Genomic DNA, 23,887 nt, shown 5'->3' with positions numbered 1-23,887 from the left:
TTATGTTAAAAACCTGCAAACTTTTTCTCTTATAAAAGGTCTGCAGATTTTAATCTTTTTATGCTAATTGCTTAATGACTTCTTTTGCAACACTAATAGTTGATTGAGGATTTTGCCCAGTGATTAAGTGACCATCTACTTGAAGGTGGTCTGCCCAGTTTGCAGCAGCTTCAAAATGTGCACCAAGCTCACGCATACGCGTTTCTAATAAGAAAGGCATGTATTGATCAAGTGTTGTTGCAGCTTCTTCTGCATCAGTAAATGCGGTAACGGCTTTTCTAGCAACTAAAGGTGTACCATCTGATAATGTAACCCCTACTAAACCTGCTGGGCCATGACATACAGCAGCCACTATTTTGTTTTCTTCATACAAATCACGGATTATTGCTTGAAGTTTTGCATTGTCTGGCAGATCAAACATTGTTCCGTGGCCGCCTGGTAAGAAGATAGCATCGTATTTTGACGTGTCAATTATTGTATCAAGCTTCACAGTGTTCTCCAAATATTTTGCTGTATCTAGTATGTCTTGAGGCACTTCTCCTTCAAGACTTCGGTCGTCAACTGGCGCTTTTCCTCCAAGTGGACTTGCAACCGAAATTTCATAACCTGCTGCGGCAAATTCAACATAAGCTTCACCAAACTCAGATAACCATAACCCTGTGGCATGATCATTGTTCATTTTGTCAGCCGTTGTTACGACCATTAATATATGTTTAGACATTCTTATTTCCTCCTTGAAATTAAATATAATTATTAATCTGACAATACCTATTGTAAAACCCTCTTTTGTATAAAACAAATTAGAAAATAATACTTTATCTATAAAAAAAATTATAGTTAAAAAACTAAAAAACCTTGCTGAAAACGGCAAGGTTTTTTAACAATTATTCTTTTACAGCACCAGATGTTAATCCGGATACGATTCTGCGCTGGAATGCCAGTACCATAATAACAAGCGGTACCGTAACGATGATTGTTGCAGCCGTTATCTCACCCCAAGGGATAGTAAACTGACCTTCAAACATCGCAATCCCAACTGGAACCGTTTTATAAGCATCATCTGTATTGATGGTTAATGCAAACAAGAACTCGTTCCATGCTGAGATGAACACGAGGATTGCCGTTGTAAAAATCCCTGGAACTGCAAGCGGCAAAATAACACGCCAGTATGTTTGCATCATAGAAGCACCATCGATTTTTGCTGCTTCCTCTAAATCAAATGGTATCTTTCTAAAAAATGTTACAAGCAGCCAAATGGACAAAGGCAAAGTAAATGTCGTATAAGGTATGATCAAACCTAAATAACTGTTTGTCAGTCCGATGTTCTTTAAAAAGATATAGATTGGAGAAATCGTCGCGATTTGCGGAAACATGGAAACCGACAGTACCAAACCTAAGATAAAGGTTTTTCCTTTAAACTTTAACCGTGCAATCGCGTATGCTGCGAAACTTGCAACAAATACCACGTATAGAGTTGTAATAGTAGAAACGACTAAGCTGTTCCATAAATATTTTACAAAAGGATAATTTACAAAAACAGACTTATAATTAGCTAAAGTCATATTATCCGTAAATGGTTTAAATGCCCGTTCACCAAACAGCTCTGCAACTGGTTTAACCGAACTTGTCAGTACCCATAAAAACGGAAACATGACAAGGAAGACAAACAACGCTAAAAAGACATAAAATAACGGACCTGCTTTTTTGTTCATTTCCTATTCACTCCTTTATTTCCGTTTTTATTTATCATTTAAGAGATCACGGCCTAAAACTTTAATAAAGATCATTGAAATGATAGCTACACACACAAACACAATGACGGACAACGCCGAGCCTTCACCGAAATTGGTCTGGTTAAACATCACTTTGTAAGCTAATATCGAGATGGTTTCTGTTGAATTCGCAGGGCCACCACCTGTTAATACGTAAACTAAGTCAAACACTCGGAACGCATCCAGTGTTCTGAACAGCAGTGCAACGAGTATGCTGGATTTTAATAATGGCAATGTAATCGTTATAAATTGCTTCCACTTTCCTGCTCCATCGATTGAAGCAGCTTCATACAATGATGTAGGAATCGTTTGTAAACCTGCTAAAAGCAAGAGAGCCATATAAGGTGTCGTTTTCCAAACATCGGCGAAAATTACAGAAAACATTGCGCCATTGCTGTTTGTTAAAAGGGTTGTCATATGATCAACAATCCCTATTTTTTCAAACACTTTGGCTACAATTCCGTTCTGACCGTCGTATAGGTACTTCCACATAAATGCAGAGACAGCCGTTGGAATCGCCCATGGAATAAGAATTGTTGCACGAACAAGGCCACGTCCAATAAATGCTTTATTAATTAATATAGCAATCGCTAAACCAATTACAAGCTCTGCAAAAACAGAGATTATTGTAAAAACCGTTGTATTTTGAAGTGCTTTCCACATACGGTTGTCGCTTAAGTTTTCTTTATAATGCTGAAAACCAATAAAGTTCGGTGTAATAACTGCATCCTCTAATGATTCAGATAATCCGATCACACTATTGGAATCTTTTAATTCATCCTTCATTTCTTTTAAACGCTCGGTTGAATCATTTGTTACTTTTTCAAGCTCCAGAACAATATCTTTGTCTGCTTTCGTTTTCGCAAGATCTTCACTGACAGGCTTCATTACCATCAGTTTCTCGTCCACTTGATCATAGCGGTCTTTCACTTTACTATCTGCTTTTAACTCTGAATCTACTTTTTCTAGGTGAGCTTTAATTTCCTCAAGCTCCTGTTTTGTTTTTCCCGTCGTTTTTTCTGTTTCATCTTCTAATGAACTTATCAAAAAGGGATAGTTATCCAAGTAAGTGTGCAAATCCACTTTATAGGATGTAAAAGCTTCTGACTTAGATGGTTTGCTCAATCTAAGATCAAACATACTGAAATAAAACGATTGAATAACCGGCCAGATAGCAATGACAAGTATCAAGATCAGTGCTGGTGCAACAAGTAAGTAGCCCAGTTTACTCTCAGACATTTTCTTCTTCGTCTTGCGTTTCGTATCCATCTTAATGGTTTTCGGATCATTCGGCATTAAATTTGGTTTCAACAGATTCAGCTCCTTGCTATTCGAATGCAATCGACGGACGGGCGTTGAGACGTCCATCCATTTCACTCTATGAAATCGATACCAGTTATAGTAAAAGAGGGAGCCTCCAATAGTGAAGGCCTGCCCCTATTCACATTTGTAAAATTATTTTTCTAGCTTTGCAGAAATTTCTTTTTGCATATTTTTTGCTGCTTCTTCAGGAGTGATTTCCTTAGCGATCGCTTTAGACATCTGAACTTGGATGATGTCAGAGATCTCAGGATAGTTCGGTGCTACCGGACGAGATACTGCTGCTTTAAGTGCATTTACAAATCCTTCTTCTTTGAAGTATGGGTTAGCATCTAAAATTTCTTTGTCTTCATATAGAGAAAGAATTGTTGGTGCATGTCCGCCTTTGATTGCGTCAATCTTTTGTCCTTCTTTACCAGCCATGAAGCTTAAGAACTTCCAAGCTTCTTCAGGATGTTTCGTATTTTTGTTAATACCAGCCATCCAGCCGCCTAATGCTGCTGCAGATCCTGCATCACCAGCTGGAAGTGGAGCTACCCCAACTTTACCTGCGATTTTAGATTGAGACTTATCGTTTGCTAGAGCGAATTGGTATGGCCAGTTACGGATTAGAGCAGCTTGACCGTTAATGAATGCTGTATGAGACTCTGGCTCAGAGAATGTTGTAACGTTTTGTGGTACAACATCAGAGTTTACGATCTCAACCATTTTGCTGATCCCTTTGATTGCTTCAGGAGAGTCAACTTTAACTTCACCATTCTCATCGATGATCTTACCGCCGTAAGATGCAATAAATTCAACTGCGTTACACACAAGTCCTTCGTATTGCTTCGCTTGCATTAAGTAGCCGAATTGTGTTCCGCCTTTGCCCTTTGTTTCTTTTGCTTTAGCCAATAGTTCATCCCATGTTTTAGGAACAGAGCCTTGGTCAACTAAATCAGTACGGTAGAAAAGCATACCTGCATCAATGAACTTTGGAAGCGCCCATTGCTTACCTTTAAACTTTGAAGCACTGATTGCACCTTGGTTGTAGTCTTCTGCTTTAACACCATCTTTTTCCATGAAACGATCAAGTGACATTAAGTATCCTGCTTGAGCAAACTCTGCCGGCCAAATAACATCTAGATCGATTACATCAATCTCATCTGAGTTAGCATTGAATGCAGTTACATAAGCATCATGCTGTTTACCCGTATCAGCTGGCATCTCTTTGAATTCTACTTCAATGTTAGGGTATTTCTTTTCAAAAGCTTCCACCATTGATTTTGTCCCTTGTGTATCATCCTTACCACGTGCGTAAACGAGTTTAACTTTTTCGTCTTTGCTGCCTCCGGAATTTTTGCTGCTGCTGTCATCTTTGTCTGAACAAGCTGCAAGCACAAGTGAAAGTGCTAGTGAAGTCGAAATCACTTTGGAAATCTTTTTAAGCTTTTTCATTTGTTTTCCCCCTACTCTCCTGTTTTGTAAACGGTTTCATTTTTTCGAGTAATTTAAGTGGATGACCTTTTGATTAATTGAAACGGCAAAATGATTTCTTTCCTATTGAGAGGCTTCTTCACTTTAATCGCTTCAACCATTAACTCCATCGCATGACGGGCAATACGTTCAATCGGCTGTTCCACTGTTGTTAAATCCATAAGTTCAGCTAGAGGCTGATTATCAAATCCAATGATGGCAATGTCTTCAGGAACTTTCCATCCTGCGTCTTTTGCAGCTTTTGCAATTCCAGCAGCGACTTCATCACTTCCTGTAAAAATGGCTTCTGGCGGGTTGTCCATTTTAATTACTGCTTCAAACACTTCAAATCCATCTTGTACACTATACGCCTTATTGAAAAACCACTCGTTTTTCATCTCGATCCCAGCATCTTCAAGTGCTTTTAAAAAGCCGATTTTCCGGTCTTTCGAGATTCTGGAGCTCTTATGATTCCCCGCACAATATCCAAGCTTCGTATACCCTCGATCAATTAGATGCTTTGTTCCTAAGTAGCTTCCTTCGATCTGGTTTAAGAAGACGGAAGGCACTTGAGCTTCATCCGAATATTCATTACAAACAACAATCGGACCAAAGGTTAAGTAAGGTTCGAACTGACTCCAGTCATTTTCGATGGAAGTTAGGATTAAACCGTCTACTTGCTTTGTTTTTAATAGCTCTAAAAAGTTACGCTCCTGCTCTTTTTTGTACTGAGTTTGACACAAGATAAGCTGATACCCTTTTTTTGCTGCTTCTTTTTCCATCACCTCAACCAAATGGCTGAAAAATGGATTCGTAATGCGCGGAACATAAACAGCTATGGTTTCAGTCTGTTGTCTTCGCAGCCTGCGTGCTGATGAATTTGGTACATAATTCAATTCTTGCATCGCTTTTGTAACGAGCTTTTTTTTCTCTTCTGTTACATAAGGATGACGATTGATTACCCTTGAAACAGTCGTACGGGACAAGCCTGCCAGTTTTGCCACATCTTGAATAGTTGCCATCAAATTCTCCTCTTGAAACCTTCTGGAATCGAATTCATGAAATCGTTTTCATAAATCGAGTATATTTCAACTTTTTATCACGGTCAATGACTTTTCAGAAAGTTTTTATATTTAAACAAAAGTTTGTCCGCAAAAGCAGGATATAGTAAGGAACAGCCGAAAATATGATAAAATACTTAAACAATTGTTTAATCGAACCACGAAAGGAGCCAGACAATGATTAAAGTAAAAAATCTAAAAAAGTCCTTCGGTGATCTAGAGGTTCTTAAGGATATAAATGCAGAAATAAAACCACAGGAAGTTGTCTGTGTGATTGGTCCATCTGGCTCAGGGAAAAGCACTTTTCTCCGCTGCATTAATAAGCTTGAAGAGATTACTGGCGGTCAAGTGATCGTCAATGGAACAGATATTACGGATCCAAAAACAAATATCAATAAAATTCGTGAAGATGTGGGAATGGTGTTTCAGCAATTTAACCTCTTCCCTCATAAAACCGTTTTAGAAAACGTAACGCTTGCACCGCTCAAAGTAAAAAATACAAACAAACAGCAAGCTGAGCAAAAAGCAATGGCACTTTTGGAGAAGGTCGGCCTGAAAGAAAAAGCCAACGCTTATCCATCACAGCTAAGCGGCGGACAAAAACAGCGTGTCGCAATCGCACGTGCATTAGCGATGGACCCGAAGATCATGCTGTTTGACGAACCAACCTCTGCCCTGGATCCAGAAATGGTCGGCGAAGTTTTGGAAGTTATGAAAGATCTTGCTCGGGAAGGAATGACAATGGTCGTCGTTACACACGAAATGGGCTTTGCCCGTGAAGTTGGCGATCGTGTTATTTTTATGGACGGCGGATATATCGTTGAAGAGAACGTACCTTCAGAACTATTTGGAAACACCCAGCACGAGCGAACAAAATCGTTTTTAAGCAAAGTATTATAATTGTTTTGTACGGAAGCTGGCTCACGATTGTGGGCTAGCTTTTTTTATTTTTCGGTGCCCGACCCATCCACTCAGCTACTACCCTCTAAATTACCCGTAACCAAAAGAAAAAAGTGTGGTTTCCCACACTTTTCTCAACTTACTGTATTATTTTTTGATCAAGCCTTTACTTTTTAAAAATTGTTGAGCCACTTCACGCGGATCTTTCTTATCCAAGTCGACTTTTGCGTTCATTTCTGCCATATCTTTTTCTGAAATTTTTCCTGCTAGCTCATTTACGGTTTTCTCAAGCTTCGGATATTTTTTCAGCGTGTCTTCCCTTATAACTGGTGCGGCAAAATAAGGCGGGAAGAACTTCTTGTTGTCTTTTAGCGTTTTTAAGTTGAAACGAACGATTCTTCCATCTGTCGTGTAAGCTGGAATTGCGTCCACTTTTCCTTCTTTAACAGCTGAATACATCAAGTTCGGATCTAAGCTCTTCTTGTCTTTAAAATTTAAGTTATATGTTTTCACAAATGGCGTGTAGCCATCCTCACGCTCAAAAAATTCTGTAGGACCACCAAATGTAAGCTGATTTGATTTTGGTGCGAGCTGTGAAATGGTGTCCACGTTCACTCGCTTTGCAACTGCCGGGTTCAATGCCAGTGCGTACGTGTTCTCAAATCCCAGGGGCTTCGTCCACTTTAAATTGTATTTATCTGAATAACCCTTTTTAACGCTATTATAAATTTCTTCAGGAGTCATACTTGGATCATACTTTTCTTTTAGTATCGTTAAATATCCTGTTCCGGTGTATTCAACGTACATATCGATGTCACCTTTTTTAATCGCTTGGGTTAAGATCGGAGTTTCACCGATAGCATCTTTTACAATTACAGGATAGTCGGTCTTGTCTTTGATATATTCAGAAATAATGTATGGAAGGATATATTGCTCCGTCCATTTCTTCCCTGTAATCACGATTGCATCCTCATCTGTCCCGCCTCGAAGTGCTAAGAATAGAATCAGAGCTGCTACAGGCACAGCAATTAGAACAGGCAGTTTCCATGAACCTCTGCGTTTGTTTGCTCTAGGCTCTGATGCGATTTCAATTCGGCGCAAAATAAAATCAAAAATAATCGCCAATAATGCTGCTGGAATTGCTCCAGCTAAAACAAGTTCATTTCGTGTAGTAGATAAACCGCGATAAATCAGATCACCAAGCCCTCCAGCACCGATAAAAGCAGCGAGGGTCGCTACACCAATCGTTAAAACAGTCGCTGTTCGGAGTCCTGCCATAATAATAGGCAGGGCAAGCGGAAGTTCGATCATTCTCAGTATTTGGGAATTGGTCATCCCCATCCCTTTTCCAGCTTCAACAGCTGATTTGTCTACACCCGTAATCCCAGTATACGTGTTTCGTAAAATCGGTAATAAGGCATAGACAGTCAGGGCGATGATCGCTGTCGTGCTCCCGATTCCGAATACGGGAAGCAAGAAACCAAACAAAGCTAAACTTGGAATCGTTTGAAAAATAGCCGTGATTCCGATTACAGGTTCTGCAACACGTTTTCTTCTCGAAATAAAGATTCCAAGAGGTACGGCAATAATGGCAGCGATTAAAATCGAGACAAATGATAAAAATAAATGCTGCTGCAGTCCAGTTAAGATTTCTGGCCAGCGATTAACAAAAGTATCCTTCATCGTAACAAAGAAATTATTCAATGCCCGCACCTCCTTCTAGAGGCTTTTGGGAAGCAATGTTCAATCCAGCTAGTCCTCTCATCATCGTCGCTCTCGTAATCAGCCCGACAAGCTTCTCGTCTTCAAGAACAGGAATCATGCTGACTTGATTTGTAGCGAAGATTTCAGCAACATCTGTATAGGTCGTATTCTTATCGACCGTTAGGATGTTGGTATTCATAAGATCGCCAACCGTTTTATCTTCTTCTGAGAAGTGTTTTTCTATTGATTCAAGCGTTGTTATACCAAGCAATTTATTTTGCTGATCCGTTACGAGAAGACTGTCTACCCCATAACGTTTCATCATCTTCAAGGCTTCGGCTAATCCTCTTGTATATCTTGAAGTAACCGGGTTCGGTCTCATAAGATCAATCGCTTCAGGCATATCAGTTTCTCCAGAAGCAAGTCTGTTCTCACCAAGAAAGCCTTTAACAAAGTCATTTGCAGGATGACGCAGAATTCTTTCAGGTGTATCAAATTGTACAATTTCACCTTTGTTCAAGATGGCAATACGGTCTGCAATCTTGATCGCTTCGTCCATGTCATGTGTTACAAATACAATCGTTTTCTTGATCGTTTCCTGAAGTTTAACAAGCTCGTCCTGAAGCTGCTCACGGCTGATAGGATCCAGTGCCGAGAATGGTTCATCCATTAGGATGATTGGAGGTTCTGCAGCAAGAGCTCGGATAACTCCAATCCGCTGCTGCTGACCGCCGCTTAGCTCAGAAGGATATCTTTTTCTGAAAGTAGCAGGATCCAATCCTACTAAATCAAGCAATTCGTCTACTTTGCCTTCGTACTCTTCCTTTTTCCACCCTTTTAAGCGTGGGACAAGAGAAATGTTGTCTTCAATCGTCATGTGCGGCAGTAAACCAATCTGCTGAATAACGTATCCAATATTCCTTCTCAGCTCAACGGGGTTTTTTGTTGAAATATCCTCTCCATCAATTAAAATGCTTCCTCTTGTTGGTTCTATCAAACGGTTTATCATCCTCATGGTCGTTGTTTTCCCACAACCACTAGGCCCGATCAACGCGACTAACTCCCCTTGTTTAATATGAAAGTCAATGTTTTTTAAGGCCTCAAAACCGTCAGGAAACTTTTTTCCTACGTTTTTGAAAGTAATCAAGTATGGTTCTCTCCTTTACGTAAATTAAGCTACATCCATTAGAATGTCCAAATAATATATTTCCCTTGCTCGCTAACTTGCAAACATATTTTTGTTTTTTGCTGTTTCTGCAAGCCTTATTGCTCTAAGAAGTTTTTGATTTCCGTTTCGGATTCTCGCTTTCCGGGTGGCGTGCAGTGAGCCACCTCGTGCTTTGCACCTGAAGTGTCTCACCTGTCTAGCTGCATCGGTTAACCCCTCGAGGTCAAAAGTTTAATGGTCCTGAAGGCAAAAAGCGCCTTCTTAGCCCATTCCCCTTTTGCTTGTCGGGGCTGACCAAACCGCCTCCGCCTTTCGTCTGTCCCACTATTCCCCCAGGAGTCTCGCAAATTACACTCCAATCAACTTGTCAGGGATTTCTTTGAATCAGGCTCAAAAGCAACAATATATTAGAAAAGAGCCATAAAAAAACACCCGGAGTTAACGTATCCGGATGCTTTGATTTCCTTATTATTCTGCTGTTTTCTTCATTTTGCTGAACAGTTGTACAAAGAAAATGATCGATCCAATCATAAATACAACCATGAATCCGATCAGTGCCCACACATTTGAAGTAAAGGCATCCGTGTTTCCGCTTGAAATTACAGTCCGGAAGCCAGACACTGAATAGGTCATTGGAAGCCATGAGTTAAACACTTGCAGTTTGTGCGGAATCATTTCTAACGGGAATGTACCCGCACTTGTTGTGAGCTGAAGGACTAAAATGATAACCGCAATAAATCGTCCTGGATCTCCCAGCATCGTTACGAGAAGCTGAACAAGTGCCATAAAGGTTAGACTTGTTAATATAGTAAAACCGAAGAACGCTGGTGTACTGCTAACCTTAATATCTAATCCGTATAACAGGATAGAGTCAGCAATGGCTGCCTGTAAAATACCTACTGCCGCAAGAAAAGAAAACTTGCTTGCAAACCAGCTGAATCCAGATCTTGGTCTTACAGCCCAATCACGCAATGGAAATACGATTGTTGTGAATAGTGCTCCTACAAATAATCCCAGTGATAAAAAGTAAGGAGCAATTCCTGTCCCATAATTCGGAACTTCGGTGTAGCTTTTCGTTTTTAAACTTACTGGATTGGCTATTCGTTCAAATGTTTTATCATCCGGATCGAGTTTATCTGTCTTTTTAGCTGCATCACTAAGCTTTGTTGTAAGTTCACTGCTTCCAGACAAAATTTTCTCTTCCCCGTTATGAATCTCCTGAACATGTCCTGAGACTTCATTCCATCCATTTGCCACTGTCGCTGTTCCGTCCGCGATCTGCTTTGTACCGCTTTGTAATTTTTGAGAGCCCGCAGCGGCTTCATTCAATTTGGACTGAAACGTTTGCGTACCGCTATTCAGTTCAGCTTGGCCTTTAGCCAGCTGATCCGCACCATTGACTAATTTCAACTGGCCATCATGCACTTGCTGTGCGCCGTTTGCTACAGCAGTTTGCGACTCACTGAGTTTTTTAGAACCCGCTGAAAGCTGATCAGCTCCGTCAGCTATTTTTCCACTGGCAGCTGTTAGCCCGTCCATCCCAGTATTCACTTGACTGCTTATTGCAGCAATTTGTTTTAATGAATATGCAATCTCATCATCCGTCATATTCTTCTGATTTTGAATCAAGTTATTCAGTTGCTGTTCTACTTGCTTCGATCCTGCACTTGTTTTTTGTGCTCCTGCATTCCATTGTGAAGCTGAGCTTGAAAGGGTACTTGCTCCGCTTGATAATTTTTGGGCTGCGGACTGCAGTGCCAGACTGCCGTTTTTTAATTTCTCAGTTCCAGCCGTCGCTTCCCCTAATCCTTGCTTAAGAGCAGACGCCCCATCGCTAAGCTTCTGTTGGCCAGCGGAAAGCTGCTTATGACCTGCAGCTAATTGATTTAAACCACTGTTTAACTGACCCATTTTTTCATTTAATTGTACAGCACCGCTGTTTAGCTGTTGAATCTGCGGCTGTTTATCAGCCATTCCTTTTGCAAGGTCACCGCTTCCAGAGGCTGCTTTGTCTAAACCATCCGTAATTTTTTGCGAGCCATCGGCGGCTTTTTTAAGCCCTCCGCCTAGCTCCTCTACTTGTTCAAACATCACCTTTGCGTATGTTTTCGTTAGTTCATGTGAAAGACTTTCCTTCATTTTATTAACAGCCGAGCCGCCAATTTGAGAAGCAAGAAAGTTAAACCCCTGATTTTGTGTGAAAATCAGCTCAGGTTTTTTCACCTTCTCGTCTGACACTTCTGATGCATCTCTTGAAAAATCCTTAGGAATCTCGATCATCATGTAATAATCGTTATTTTTCAATCCGCGCTGGGCTTTTTCTTCATTTACGAATTTCCACTTAAACGCAGGGTTATCTTTCAGTTCTTTTACAAAATCATCACCGGCATGAAGGTTTTCACCATCATGTTTATAGCCCTCATCTTGGTTGACTACCGCAACCGGCAACTCTTCCATCTTGCCGTAAGGATTCCAAAACGCCCATAAATAAGTTCCGCTATACATAACCGGAATAAAAAGAACCGCAAAAACAGGTATAGCAATTTTTTTATTAGTAAATACTGCTTTAAACTGAGCAGCGATACTTTTAAACAATGTATTCACTCCTTACCCTTATAAAGGGACAAAATACTGTATGACTATTTTAGTCAAATAGTCAATCCACTCCAAAAAAAAGAGACTTCATAACGTCCGCTTTTTTAAAACTGACCGGATTTAATTTTTGGTCACAACTAAACTTATCACGTTTTAACCAAGGGTGCAACATTAAGATTTTTTTCTTAAACCATCCATTACAAACATTTCAAGAACTTCCAGCATTTTTTCCTTTTGAATAGCCGGATTGTCCTTTTCCCAATCAAAAATGAGTGCCACATAAAGCTTTACCATCATAAAAGCTACGATATCAGTGGGACAATCCTTAAGTTCTCCTTTTTCAACCGCTTTATCCAATTCATTTTTCACAAAACCTAGAACGGCTTTTTCAATTCTTTGCACCGCATCTTTCACAGGAGAGGTGTTAAGTTCTTTTACTTCTTGTGAAAGCTTCACCGCTAATTGATGTGTTTTTCGAAGTTCAATGACTCGATAAAGTGCATCATGAAGATTTTCATAAAAAGGTCTGTCATCTTTAATCGCTTCAGAAGCAGCATGCTTTGTCTCTATTACGAGACTTGTAACAATTTCTGAGAAAAGTTCTTCTTTATTAGCAAAAAACGTATAAATTGTACCTTTACCTACATTCGCTATTTTTGCAATCTGATCAACCGTACTTGCTTTGTATCCGAACATCGAAAAGGATTTTTCAGCTGCTTCTAAAATGCTCTTTCTGCGATCCATCAAGTCTCCACCTCCTTATTCTGGCTGTAATGTTTTCGAACATAAAGGCAATGTTAAAAGCACTCTTGTACCTATGTTGACTTCGCTTTCGTATCTGATCTTACCGCCCATGTCTTGGATTAGCTTATACGTCACCATCATTCCAAGGCCTGTTCCTTTTGCTTTTGTTGTATAGAACGGAAGTCCGATCTGTTCAAGCTGTTCTTTGGTCATGCCGGCACCATTGTCTTCAATAGCAATCGTGATGCTTTTCTTCGTTGCTTTGTATGTGTATAGATGAATGTTTCCAGATTCATCGATTGCTTCGATGCCATTTTTAATGATATTGATTAAACCTTGCTTCAGCTTTTGTTCGTCAACATTGACCACGTACGGCCCAATTCTGCTTCCCTCAACGTCCACATTATAAATATGGCCATAAGGTGCTGTTAACGAAACGACATCTGACAGCACTTTTTCAAGCTTAATACTTTCCAATTTTGGTTCTTCCGGTTTTACCATAGACAAATAATCGGTAATGATTTTGTTCGTACGATCCAGCTCTTCAATTAACAACGGTGAGTATTCTTTTAGCTTCATATCCGTTGTCGTACTTCCAAGGAATTGGATCATCCCTCTGATCGTCGTCATAGGATTTCTTACTTCATGTGCGATGGCAGCTGCCATTTGGCCTGCCACTGCTAGTTTATCCAAATATACAGCTTCTTTTAACTGCATATTTATTTTCACTAATCTTTCTATTAAAAAAATACATGAAAAAAAGGCAACCAAGAAGCATGAAAAATATACGAGATAAAAATTGAGCGTTAAAAACTTCAAATACGTATGAATAAATAGGATATAAAACAAAGTATAGACAATCGAAATATAAAGAGCCGAAATCCATCTCCGTTTATCCTCATCAAAGAATTTTTGATAAGTCAACGCAACGATAAATGCCAATAATGTAAGAACGATGCCGAGCCAAACAAATTCTCCCCCCATTATCGTGCGAGCAGCGATAACAAATAAGGAACAAATTGCTCCAGGGAGCCATCCAGAATATAACGTAACAATCATGATCGGGACATTACGAAGATCAAAAAACGAATCTCTTAGTGTTTCTATCGGATATAACATACAAACAAGAGCTGCAATTCCGCTAATTACTCCAAATAGAACTTTGTTTCTTATACCAGGAATAACACCAGGGTGAAGAGGATAAATCATATTAATGAGATGCGTAAAAGAGAAAACGATTGCAATATTAACGAATAATGGTTGTATAAATGCTTCCAAAATGCCCTCTCCTTCCCCTTTTTTCCTCCCTACAGTATAGCAGAATGTCACTACAATAAAATATAAAAAACGACAAACTTATCCATTTGTCGTCAATTATTTCAATACCTTATTTATTTTCTCGAGAAAACAATGTGTCGACCGCCATTTTTGCGGAGTTCACACAATCAGGAAGCCCTACTCCGTCATAATAAGCTCCTGCTAATCTTACACCCGGAAGCTTTTCATGAATCGCCGCCTGCAATTTCTCCACATATCCCTTGTGACCGACTTCATATTGAGGCATCGCTTCGACCATACGTGAAACATAATAGTTTTCCGGACGAACGTTCACACCCATCGTAGATTTCAAGTCTTGCAAAACTTTTTCTAAAATCACTTCGTCTGATTCTGAAACGATTTGCTGGTCCTCAGCCCTTCCCACATAGCACCGAAGCAGCACTTTTCCTGCGGGTGTTGTATGCGGCCATTTCCGCGTCGTCCACGTGCATGCAGTGATTACAGTGTCTTCACTTTTTGCTACAACAAAACCAGTACCCTCAAGTACAAAATCAACTTCATCTGCATTGAATTCCATCGCAACCGTTGCAACAGATGTAGGTTTCGTCTCATGAAAGCCTTCTGGGAACAAGTCTTCATCAAATAATTTTTTTGTAATGGAATAAGGTGTCGTCACGATAACCTGGTTCCCCGCAAGAGATGAACCATTCTCTAATTTCACCTCATACGTTCCATCATCAAGCCGATTCACATGTTCTGCTTTTGTACCTTTTATTAAGCACTCTGCCGGAATAGACTTTGCAAGTGCATCCACGAGTGAAGACAGCCCATTTTTCAATGTTAAAAATGCACCTTTTTTCTTTTCAGCCTGTGGCGTCTTTACAGGTTTTGGCTGCGATTTTTTCATCCCAACAATTAAACTTCTATGTTTCTTTTCCGTTTGTACGAACTGCGGAAACGTGGATTCGAGACTTAATCGGTCAATTTTACCAGCATAGATTCCTGATAATAGCGGCTCAATCAGACGATCTACTACTTCGTCTCCAAGGCGTCGTCTAAAAAAATGCCCGACCGAAATATCTTGATCAGTATTTGAGCGCTTAGGAAGAACTAAATCGAAGGACGCTCTTGCTTTTCCAAAAATCGAAAATAGCGGAGTGAACGCAAACGGCATCATCTTTGTCGGAACACCCATCACAGCTCCTTCTGGAATAGGATGCAGCCTCTTATTATGCAAAATATATGCTTGACCCGTTTTATTTGAAACAAGATCTTCCCCGAGCCCTACCTCTTTAATAAGATCGGTCATAATCGTTTTTCGGGCAAGATAAGAATCCGGTCCCCGCTCGATCACAAAGCCATCTTGCACAATCGTTTCTATTTTCCCACCGAGTCTCTCACTGCCTTCAACCAGCGTAAATGTGACTGGGTCTCCCGATTCATTGGTATATTTTTGAACATAAAAGGCAGCGGCTAATCCGGTAATGCCGCCGCCTAAAATGATCACGTGCTTTCGCTCGTTCATAGGATTCACATTCTTTCTTTCTTTAAAGCTTTTTCGACTACTGCTGCCAGACAATCGATAAATTCCTGACTCGCATTCGGCATTTCAGGACGATAATAATTCACGCCAAGTTCATCCGTAACTACTTTACATTCATAATCATTGTCATATAAAACTTCCAAATGATCCGCAACAAAGCCTACAGGACAATACACAAAATGTTTATAGCCATGCTCGTTGTAAAGATCGCGGGTAAGATCTTGAACATCCGGTCCAATCCATGGTTCAGGCGTATTGCCCGCACTTTGCCATCCGATTGTATAATGAGGAACTTCTGCACTTTTTGCGATTAAGTCTGCCGTTTCCTGCAATTGGTTCGGGTAAGGATCGCCCATCTGCAAGATCTTTTCCGGAAGACTATGTGCTGAGAAAATGACAACCGTTTTATCGTGTTCATCAGCAGGTATGTTTTTAAACGTTTGTTTAATTTTATCAGACCAAAATTGAATGTATTTTGGCTCATCATACCAGCTGTCGATTGTCGTAAATGAAGGTCCGCCGATTTTAGCCGACTCTTCCACTGCACGTCCATTATAGGATTTTACACTAAACGTTGAATAGTGAGGTGCCAGCACAAGTGTTACCGCTTCTTCAATTCCTTCATCTTTCATCTGCCCGACAGCATCTTCAATATACGGATCAATATGTTTCAAGCCTAGGAAACTTTTGAATTCCCGGTCAGGATAGCGTCGGTTCATCTCTTCTTCCAGTTTTTGAGCTTGATCTTCTGTAATCTTAGCTAGCGGAGAGATACCACCAATGAGTTCATATCGTTCAGTCAGATCCTTCAGCTGTTCTGGAGAAGGTTTACGTCCGCGTCTAATATGTGTGTAGTACCCTTCTACTTCATCCAAGCTTCTTGGCGTTCCGTAAGCCATAACCAATAAACCTGTTCTTTTTTTACTCATTTATTTATCTCACCCTAGTTTTTTAGACGTATATTCATGAACAAAGGTCGTTAATTTTTTCAGCGTTGCAATGTTAACCTCAGGGAAAATACCTTTACCTACATTGAAAATGAAACCGGGCTCTTCCATTCCTTCATCCAAAATTTCTTTCGTTCTCGCTTCGATAACTTCCCAAGGAGCTAGCAAAATAGAAGGATCTAAGTTTCCTTGAAGTGCTTTCGTTACCCCCATTTGTCTCGCTTCACGCGGTGAAAGTCTCCAATCCAGACCAATTACATCAATCGGAAGTTCATTCCACTCCATCATTAAGTGACGAGCTCCTGTTCCGTAGAGAATCAATGGAATATTCTCTTCACGCAATGCTGAGAAAATGCGAAACATGACTGGTTTAATGTATTTTCTATAGTCAGCAGCATTCAATGCCCCAACCCACGAATCAAAAATTTGAAATGCTTGTGCACCTGCAGCAATTTGAGCTTTTGCATAAGCAATCGTCATGTCTCCAAGCTTATCCATCAGCATGAACCAGCTTTCTGGATCAGAGTACATGAGCTGTTTTGTTTTATGGTAATCTCTTGACGGACCGCCTTCAACCATATAGCTTGCTAGTGTAAAGGGAGCTCCGGCAAACGTGATAAGAGGTACTTCTAATTGCTGGCGCAAAATTTTAATTGTATCTAGAACGTATGGAACATCCTTCTCGGGATTAATCGTCCCAAGGCGCTCTACATCTTCACGCGTCCTAATCGGTGCATCGATTACAGGGCCGATTCCCGATTTAATTTCCACGTTTACGCCAATTGCTGGAACTGGCGACATTATATCTTTGTACAGAATTGCTGCATCAACACCGTGCTGATCAACTGGCAGCTTCGTAACGCCTGCGCAAATCTCCGGTCGATGAGTAATTTCAAACAGCGAATACTTCTCCTTCAATTTACGGTACTCAGGCTGAGAACGGCCCGCCTGTCTCATGTACCATACAGGAATATGTGAATTTTTCTCCTTACGACACGCTTTTAAGAACTCTTCATTCATTGTCAAAACGTACACACCTTTCTATACAAGACCAAAAGCTGCAGCACTTCTATTATTCATCCCTACCGGCTGTAACTGATAACCTTTAACGTCAATATCCATACACATTGTAAGGGAATTCATAATAAAAGTATAGGCATGAAGCTCAAATGTCATCATTTTGGCAAAATGCCGCCGTCACCGGACTGTTATACCCGTATTAATGAGATCTAAATTTATGGATTAAGTCTGTTCTGGTGTTGATTAAGTCTTTTGACAAATCAAACAATTACTAGCAGAAATATTTAACATTAAATAAAAAAAAGACAATCAAAAGCTATCTTATCATCCGGCAGATCAATTATGCTTCTTCTATTTGCTGGCTAGTTACTCCCTCTACTTTCTTACCATATTTGTCAACATCCTATTTCTTTTGTTGTATACACTGCCTATTACTTGAGTCTAATTTTTATCTAAAAAAGACCTATTTTTGATACAATCCATTGACTCTTTTCTAATCAAAATATTTAATAACTGTAATAAAAGTCAGAAAATTCCGTTAAGGAGTGTGTCTAATGTCCCTGAACAAAAAAACAATATCTGGTACAGCCGTCGGTACTGCTTTAATAGTTTCGCAGTTCTTTTCTTGTGCTGGTCTCCCCGTAAATGCTATGTCATCAAATGATCTTACAAAATTACCAGTCGAACATCTGCAAGAAAGCATAGATATACGTAAAAATCTCTCCCCTGTACTTCCCACTGATTCACAAGTAAAAGCTGCAAATCGTTTTATTCAAGAAGCTGGAACAGGCACTAAACTGTCATGGAATACTGCTTTCGGCACTCCTTCTTTTATTTCTAAAAATAAAGGCTATTTAACTCCGCCTTCCAGTTATAACAATGAAACTATTGCTCGAAATTGGATTAAGCAGCACGCTGCGATGTATGGACTTAGTTCCAACCAGGCAGAATCACTCTCAGTGATAAAGAATCATTCTATCCCTGGAAGTGGTTTACAGCCTGTTGTATTTCAGCAAACGTTCTCGGGTATAGAATCGGCTAACGGGGGGCGCATCATTGTTTCTGTTAATAAAGACGGACGTATTCTTTCTGTTGCTTCAAATGTTTCTAGAGCAGCAGCACTCGATGAACCACATAAATTATCAAGCATGGATGCTCTTTTATCAGTCATAAAAAATCAACTTCCTGATTTAAATTACTCTCCTGTACTAAAAAGTACAAAACAAGGGTGGGAAGAATATTCAGGTGGCGATTCACTTCCGACCTTACAGCGTGTAAAAAAATCAGCATTCGTTACTGCTAATGGTGTAAGGCCTGCCTACCGCGTTCTTTTTATTGAAAAGCTAAACGAAGGAAAAGAAATTGTCGTAGACGGAGTAACCGGTAAAACTTTATTTGAACGTTCACTCGTTCAAAATCTTGATCCTAAGGGCTTAATCTTTGAAAACTATCCTGATTCATCAACTGGAGGTACACAGGTTGTGAAATCATTCAAAGGAGACCCCGCTGCATCACCTGAAGGGTGGATTTTACCTGCCAGTGAGGCAGGAGTAACTACACTTGGAAATAATGCCGATACTTACGCCAATTGGAGTAACTTCCTCGTCCCTGAAGGTACCGGGTTAATTAGACCAGTGGATCCGCTTGGTCAGTTTAAATATCCGTTCAAAAATGCATGGAACAAAACGGAAGGACAAACAACACCGCCTTCTTATGCAGAAGATGTTAACAGTGCTGCAACAAATTTGTTCTACCATCATAACCTGTTCCACGATTATTTTTATAACCTTGGCTGGACAGAAGGCGCCGGAAACCTTCAAGCGGTTAACTTCGGAAAAGGCGGTATGGAGGGTGATCCTGCTTTAGGTCTTGTTCAGGCAGGAGCAGCATCCGGAGGGGAACCCACATATACCGGACGAGACAATGCTTATATGCTTACTCTACCCGACGGAATACCAGCATGGAGCGGAATGTTTTTATGGGAGCCAATTAAAGGTGCATTCGAAGGTCAATATACCGATGGTGATTTTGATGCCGGAATCATTTATCACGAATACACACATGCTTTGTCAAACCGCTATGTAGCAGGCGGTGAATCTCTGAACAGCCATCAATCAGGATCCATGGGAGAAGCATGGGGTGACTGGTTCGGCATGCACTACCTTGTTAAGAATGGTCTGCAAAAAGACCCTATAGTAGGAGCTTATGTTACAGGAAATTCGGAACGCGGAATCCGTAGCTGGGCACTTAATAAATCACCTCTTCAATTCGGTGATATCGGATTCGATATTGGCGGTCCAGAAGTACATGCCGACGGTGAGATATGGGCTGCTATTCTTTGGCACGTCAGAGAAAGTTTAATAGAAGTGCTAGGCAAAGAAGAAGGTGAATCTGTCGCAGAACACCTAGTAATGGATGCAATGCCGATTTCAGCTCCAGATCCTTCTATGGATGATATGCGCACAGCTATACTCGCTGCTGACCAAGACCGCTATGACGGGGCACATTATGATTTATTGTGGAAAGCTTTTGCACAGAGAGGTCTCGGTGCTTCTGCTAAATCATTATCAGGTGACGATACAGATCCAAAGCCCGGTTATGACCATCCTGTTTCTGGACAAAATGGCATGCTGGCTGGAAAAATAATTAATTCATCCACAAGAAAGCCTGTAAAAGACGCAAAGATTATTATCGGACAATATGAAGCCCGGACAAGTCCTGTAGCTCTATCCAGTGACAAAGGAGGATTTAGCTTACCGATGGTATCAGGAATGTATGATGTTACCATCCAAGCCCGAGGTTTTGGTTCTGTAACATTTAAGAATGTAGAAATAAACGCCGGTGAAATTGAATCATTAGATATAAATCTGTCACCTAATCTAGCTTCAACTGCAAACGGGGCAGAAATTGTATACAAATCTGATGAAACAGAAACACATCCTGTCAAAAATGCTCTTGATGATACTGAAGCAACAGTGTATGCTTCACAAACAAAAGAAGAGGGCTTTACCGGATCAGAATTTATCGTAGATTTAGCAGGTGACAAACCAGCAACAGTTTCCAGTGTTCAGGTGAGTGCATTTAAGGATATTGCAAAAGCCCGATTCACCGCTTTAAAAGACTTTACAGTGCAAACTTCGCTTGATGGCGAGAATTGGACAACGGTAAAAGACGGCACATTTACAGCAGGCAAACCACGTCCTGCAACTCCTGATCTGCATTATCAAACTTTTGATTTGGCAGAACCCGTAAAAGCAAGTTTTGTGAAATTCATTGCCAATCATGCTCAAGATGATTCTCTTGGCTCTGTCCAAGTTGCTGAAGTTCAGGTGTTTGCAGAACGTTCGTCCAAAGTGAAAACTTTGCCGCCTGTTGTAACAGACCCCTTTTCAATTGAAGGCGTTATTCAATCTGGTAATCCAGCTACAGGTATTGGAAGCCTAGCAGACTTAGAGGCAACAGGAAGTGTGACACAAAACGAATTCGTCACCACTCAGAATCCACAGCCTGCGTCACAAGGGGAAGATGGATATGTAGTGACTCTGCCAGAACAATACCGGGACGGCATGCATCAAATTACAGTTACTGGTCCTGAAGGCGGTTCCTATGATTTTGATGTTTATTTTTATGATTCTTCTTTTAAATTGATCAGCAGCATCGCAACAGCAGGCGCCAACGAGTCAGGTGTTGTTCCTGGAGGCACTTCTTATATCTATGTTGGGCTTTATTCAGGATTAAATGTTCCATTTAAGGTTGAAGTTAAGAGTCCTTTTGCAAATTGATTTTATTTTTAAAAGCTGCATATATGAATTTAGTTTTTTAATTAGTTAAAGATGGGCGATTGCCCATCTTTTTTTGTTCAAATTGAGATAATTAAGATTACTTTGAAGTTAATTAAATCTGTTTGGATGATAATTAAGTTTCATTAAATATCAATTATTTCTCATTGGAACTTAATTAAGTCTTTTGGCAAAATCCGACACGATTTTTGAACAAATTACTTAGCCTCACATACAAAAAAGAAGACAGCCCGAAAGCCATCTTCTCTCATATCATTTAATCATGCTTTTTCTTTTTCTTCTTTCCTTTTTTCTTTCCTTTACCGTGTTCTACTTTCTTTCCGTGCTTGTCTTCATCACCAAAACCGGGGAAGAATGAGATGGAAACGGTATTTGACGGTCTTCCTGCTTCTTTCGTCAGTGGATTATATGGCACCACATAAAAATCAGGCAAGGTAAACAGATTTTTACCTGAAGCTGTATATTCTCCTTTACCTTTTACTGTATCAACAGGTGTTGTTTTTCCTTCATCAACAGAGTAAATTTTGTACTGCAGTCTCTTATCTTTAGAAGGCGTCCAATTGAGTTTGACCGATGGCATACCGAAATCGCCTACTCCGAACGATGCTCTTAAGTCATCGATCGCAACCAATTCAATCGGTGGCTCTAAGTCTTTGACACCATCAGGCTTTTTGAAGGTTAATCCTTGCTGAGAAGGGATTTGGTTAACCACTTGTTTAAATAAAAGAGTGGGCAGAGCACTTCCGCTGTTTAAATAGGATTTCTTTGTTGTCTTATCATAGCCCGTCCAAACTGCACCGACTATTTGTGGTGTGTATCCGACAAACCAAGTATCTTTGTTGCCGTGTTCGACATCAGGATAATTCGTCGTTCCCGTTTTACCCGCAATCTCCATATTTTCAGGGCCATCAGAACCTGTACCGTTCTTCACTACCTGCTGAAGCATACGTGTCATGTACCAGGCGTTCTGTTTCGCCCACACTTTCTTTTCCTCTTTTTTCGCTTTTCCTATCAAGTCGCCATCATGATTATAGATCTTGGTGATTACGTATGGCTTTATGGTCTTGCCTTCATTTAAAAAGCTGGCATATCCTTGAACCATCTGCAGCGGAGTGACACCATCATCGATCCCGCCCAGTGCAATTCCAAGTCCTTTATCCTTAATCGGCATCCCGAGTTTTTCTAAATATGACTTTGAATTTGATACACCTATTTCATTAAGCAGCCATACTGCAGAAGCATTAATAGAATGGGTTATAGCATCCACCATGGAAACTTCGCCTAAATATTTGCCGTTATAGTTTTTCGGTTCATAGCCTTTATAACTTAATTCTTCATCTTTTATCATTGAGTACGGTTTGTACTTTTCGGACTCTAAAGCAGGACCATAAACGGCTACAGGTTTAAAAGTAGAACCTGGCTGCCGGTTTACAACTGCACGGTTGAGACCACCCGTAATAAAATTCCTTCCTCCTTGAACCGCTAGCAGGCCGCCACTTTTGCTGTCCATTAAGACGAGTGCACCTTCAGGCTTTTCCGTCCCCGTTCCGACAAAGTATCTTCCATCTTGAAAGGCTTTATAGGCATTCGTTTGGGTGCTAGGATCCATCGGAACGACGATTTTGTAACCGCCCTGTCTTAGTTCTTCTCTTGAAATGTGATATTTCTCTCTCGCTTCTCTAATTACCATATCGATATACGAAGTGTAAGCAGGGTTGCGTTGTTCTTCATAAACGTTTAAAGCAATCGTTTTTCCTTGTGCCCGTACTGTTTCAGTAGGTGTTAAATAATTTTGTTTTTCCATAAGTGACAGCACGAGATCTCTGCGCTTTTTTGACGCTTCCGGATGCTGAATCGGAGAATAATAGCTAGGAGCCTTTGGCAGCCCCGCCAGTAATGCTCCTTCTTCAACGGTTAATTCACTTACATCTTTGTTGAAGTACGTTTTCGCTGCTGCTTGAATACCATATGCTCCATGGCCAAAATAGATTTGGTTCAAATACATCTCGAGTATTTTATCTTTTGAATATCGTCTTTCCAGATTAATAGCGATAATGGCTTCTTTCGTTTTTCGCAGCCACGACTTTTCATGAGACAAAAAAACATTTTTAGTGAGCTGCTGAGTGAGTGTACTCCCGCCTTCCACTTTGCTGCCGGCTAAAATATCTTTGTAAATTGCACGGGATATGGCTCTCGGATCGATTCCATGATGCTCATAAAATCGTGTATCTTCAGTTGCAACAAAAGCTTCCTGAACATATTTGGGAATTTCATTTATACTTACAAGCTCTCTGTTTTTATCATAAATCTTTGTGATTTTTTCGCCTTTTTCATTGACTAATATTGTTGCCGAATCCATTACAAGATCTTTTTCATCAATGACATAGTCACCTGCCATAATGATAAATAGATAGGCAAAAAAGCCGATGATTAAAGAACCCACTAAGATTCCTAATGCGATAAGACTTTTCTTTACCATAAATTAACCTCATTTCATTCTAGGTCGAAAAGTACATTTTATATAATTTTCCCTCAGATGGAAAGTCTTATTACCGCTATCCATCTTCTGCCTCGGTTTAA

General features: G+C 40.3%; 16 protein-coding genes. 2 read left to right on the top strand and 14 right to left on the bottom strand.

Translation table 11 applies throughout. The annotated features are described in order from the left end of the window. Positions 1-58: 58 nt before the first annotated feature. From J2X07_RS00750 to J2X07_RS00730, 5 genes are all read right to left on the bottom strand, one after another. Positions 59-721 (bottom strand): type 1 glutamine amidotransferase domain-containing protein, encoded by a 663-nt coding sequence (locus tag J2X07_RS00750; RefSeq protein WP_310255591.1) that lies wholly within the window; start codon positions 719-721, stop codon positions 59-61. Between the two features lie 163 nt (positions 722-884). Beyond that, positions 885-1,712 (bottom strand): carbohydrate ABC transporter permease, encoded by an 828-nt coding sequence (locus J2X07_RS00745; protein ID WP_310255589.1) that lies wholly within the window; start codon positions 1,710-1,712, stop codon positions 885-887. A 27-nt stretch (positions 1,713-1,739) separates the two neighbouring features. Continuing rightward, entirely contained in the window at positions 1,740-3,041 is a 1,302-nt protein-coding gene (locus J2X07_RS00740) for a carbohydrate ABC transporter permease (RefSeq protein ID WP_310257343.1), read from the bottom strand. A 186-nt stretch (positions 3,042-3,227) separates the two neighbouring features. Further along, complete coding sequence (locus J2X07_RS00735) at positions 3,228-4,529, bottom strand: ABC transporter substrate-binding protein (RefSeq protein WP_310255587.1); 1,302 nt, start codon at positions 4,527-4,529, stop codon at positions 3,228-3,230. 53 nt (positions 4,530-4,582) lie between these two features. After that, entirely contained in the window at positions 4,583-5,569 is a 987-nt protein-coding gene (locus J2X07_RS00730) for a LacI family DNA-binding transcriptional regulator (protein ID WP_310255585.1), read from the bottom strand. 216 nt (positions 5,570-5,785) lie between these two features. On the opposite strand from J2X07_RS00730, the gene J2X07_RS00725 reads away from it, so the two are divergent. Next, positions 5,786-6,508 carry an amino acid ABC transporter ATP-binding protein gene (locus J2X07_RS00725; protein WP_310255583.1) on the top strand — a complete coding sequence of 241 codons (723 nt, stop codon included), beginning with the start codon at positions 5,786-5,788 and terminating at the stop codon, positions 6,506-6,508. A gap of 147 nt (positions 6,509-6,655) precedes the next feature. On the opposite strand, the gene J2X07_RS00720 is transcribed toward J2X07_RS00725, so the two are convergent. The 8 genes from J2X07_RS00720 to hemE form a co-directional block, all read right to left on the bottom strand. Beyond that, the gene (locus tag J2X07_RS00720) at positions 6,656-8,221 is read right to left on the bottom strand and encodes a glycine betaine ABC transporter substrate-binding protein (RefSeq protein WP_396193550.1); all 1,566 of its coding nucleotides are present in this window, start codon (positions 8,219-8,221) and stop codon (positions 6,656-6,658) included. Further along, positions 8,205-9,359 carry an ABC transporter ATP-binding protein gene (locus J2X07_RS00715; RefSeq protein WP_310255579.1) on the bottom strand — a complete coding sequence of 385 codons (1,155 nt, stop codon included), beginning with the start codon at positions 9,357-9,359 and terminating at the stop codon, positions 8,205-8,207. The genes J2X07_RS00720 and J2X07_RS00715 overlap by 17 nt, the downstream gene beginning before the upstream one ends. Positions 9,360-9,848: 489 nt before the next feature. Continuing rightward, entirely contained in the window at positions 9,849-11,975 is a 2,127-nt protein-coding gene (locus J2X07_RS00710) for a YhgE/Pip domain-containing protein (protein ID WP_310255578.1), read from the bottom strand. Positions 11,976-12,146: 171 nt separating this feature from the next. Then, positions 12,147-12,719 (bottom strand): TetR/AcrR family transcriptional regulator, encoded by a 573-nt coding sequence (locus J2X07_RS00705; RefSeq protein WP_310255577.1) that lies wholly within the window; start codon positions 12,717-12,719, stop codon positions 12,147-12,149. A gap of 15 nt (positions 12,720-12,734) precedes the next feature. Beyond that, complete coding sequence (locus tag J2X07_RS00700; protein WP_310255576.1) at positions 12,735-13,997, bottom strand: ATP-binding protein; 1,263 nt, start codon at positions 13,995-13,997, stop codon at positions 12,735-12,737. Between the two features lie 109 nt (positions 13,998-14,106). Then, positions 14,107-15,522: a protoporphyrinogen oxidase gene (hemY, locus tag J2X07_RS00695; protein WP_310255575.1), complete on the bottom strand. Its 1,416-nt coding sequence runs from the start codon at positions 15,520-15,522 to the stop codon at positions 14,107-14,109. Positions 15,523-15,527: 5 nt separating this feature from the next. Beyond that, a complete protein-coding gene (gene hemH / locus J2X07_RS00690; RefSeq protein ID WP_310255572.1) occupies positions 15,528-16,469 on the bottom strand; it encodes a ferrochelatase in 942 nt (313 codons plus the stop codon). 9 nt (positions 16,470-16,478) lie between these two features. Beyond that, the gene (gene hemE, locus J2X07_RS00685) at positions 16,479-17,507 is read right to left on the bottom strand and encodes a uroporphyrinogen decarboxylase (RefSeq protein WP_310257342.1); all 1,029 of its coding nucleotides are present in this window, start codon (positions 17,505-17,507) and stop codon (positions 16,479-16,481) included. Between the two features lie 554 nt (positions 17,508-18,061). Between hemE and J2X07_RS00680 the strand changes: the two genes are divergently transcribed. Next, entirely contained in the window at positions 18,062-21,289 is a 3,228-nt protein-coding gene (locus tag J2X07_RS00680) for a M36 family metallopeptidase (RefSeq protein WP_310255571.1), read from the top strand. Between the two features lie 274 nt (positions 21,290-21,563). Here J2X07_RS00680 and J2X07_RS00675 read toward each other — a convergent pair whose 3' ends face one another. Then, positions 21,564-23,786, bottom strand: coding sequence for a transglycosylase domain-containing protein (locus tag J2X07_RS00675; protein ID WP_310255569.1), 2,223 nt, complete (start codon positions 23,784-23,786; stop codon positions 21,564-21,566). Between the last annotated feature and the right edge of the window lie 101 nt (positions 23,787-23,887).

Origin of the sequence: Fictibacillus barbaricus (assembly GCF_031457135.1) — a bacterium.
GTDB lineage: Bacteria > Bacillota > Bacilli > Bacillales > Fictibacillaceae > Fictibacillus > Fictibacillus barbaricus_A.
This window is presented reverse-complemented; position numbering and strand designations above follow the sequence as displayed.

Coding starts and splice junctions, on each gene's coding strand:
- J2X07_RS00750 (WP_310255591.1), bottom strand. CDS start 721: ATGTCTAAACATATATTAATGGTCGTAACAACGGCTGACAAAATGAAC.
- J2X07_RS00745 (WP_310255589.1), bottom strand. CDS start 1,712: ATGAACAAAAAAGCAGGTCCGTTATTTTATGTCTTTTTAGCGTTGTTT.
- J2X07_RS00740 (WP_310257343.1), bottom strand. CDS start 3,041: ATGGATACGAAACGCAAGACGAAGAAGAAAATGTCTGAGAGTAAACTG.
- J2X07_RS00735 (WP_310255587.1), bottom strand. CDS start 4,529: ATGAAAAAGCTTAAAAAGATTTCCAAAGTGATTTCGACTTCACTAGCA.
- J2X07_RS00730 (WP_310255585.1), bottom strand. CDS start 5,569: ATGGCAACTATTCAAGATGTGGCAAAACTGGCAGGCTTGTCCCGTACG.
- J2X07_RS00725 (WP_310255583.1), top strand. CDS start 5,786: ATGATTAAAGTAAAAAATCTAAAAAAGTCCTTCGGTGATCTAGAGGTT.
- J2X07_RS00705 (WP_310255577.1), bottom strand. CDS start 12,719: ATGGATCGCAGAAAGAGCATTTTAGAAGCAGCTGAAAAATCCTTTTCG.
- hemY (WP_310255575.1), bottom strand. CDS start 15,522: ATGAACGAGCGAAAGCACGTGATCATTTTAGGCGGCGGCATTACCGGA.
- hemH (WP_310255572.1), bottom strand. CDS start 16,469: ATGAGTAAAAAAAGAACAGGTTTATTGGTTATGGCTTACGGAACGCCA.
- hemE (WP_310257342.1), bottom strand. CDS start 17,507: ATGAATGAAGAGTTCTTAAAAGCGTGTCGTAAGGAGAAAAATTCACAT.
- J2X07_RS00680 (WP_310255571.1), top strand. CDS start 18,062: ATGTCCCTGAACAAAAAAACAATATCTGGTACAGCCGTCGGTACTGCT.
- J2X07_RS00675 (WP_310255569.1), bottom strand. CDS start 23,786: ATGGTAAAGAAAAGTCTTATCGCATTAGGAATCTTAGTGGGTTCTTTA.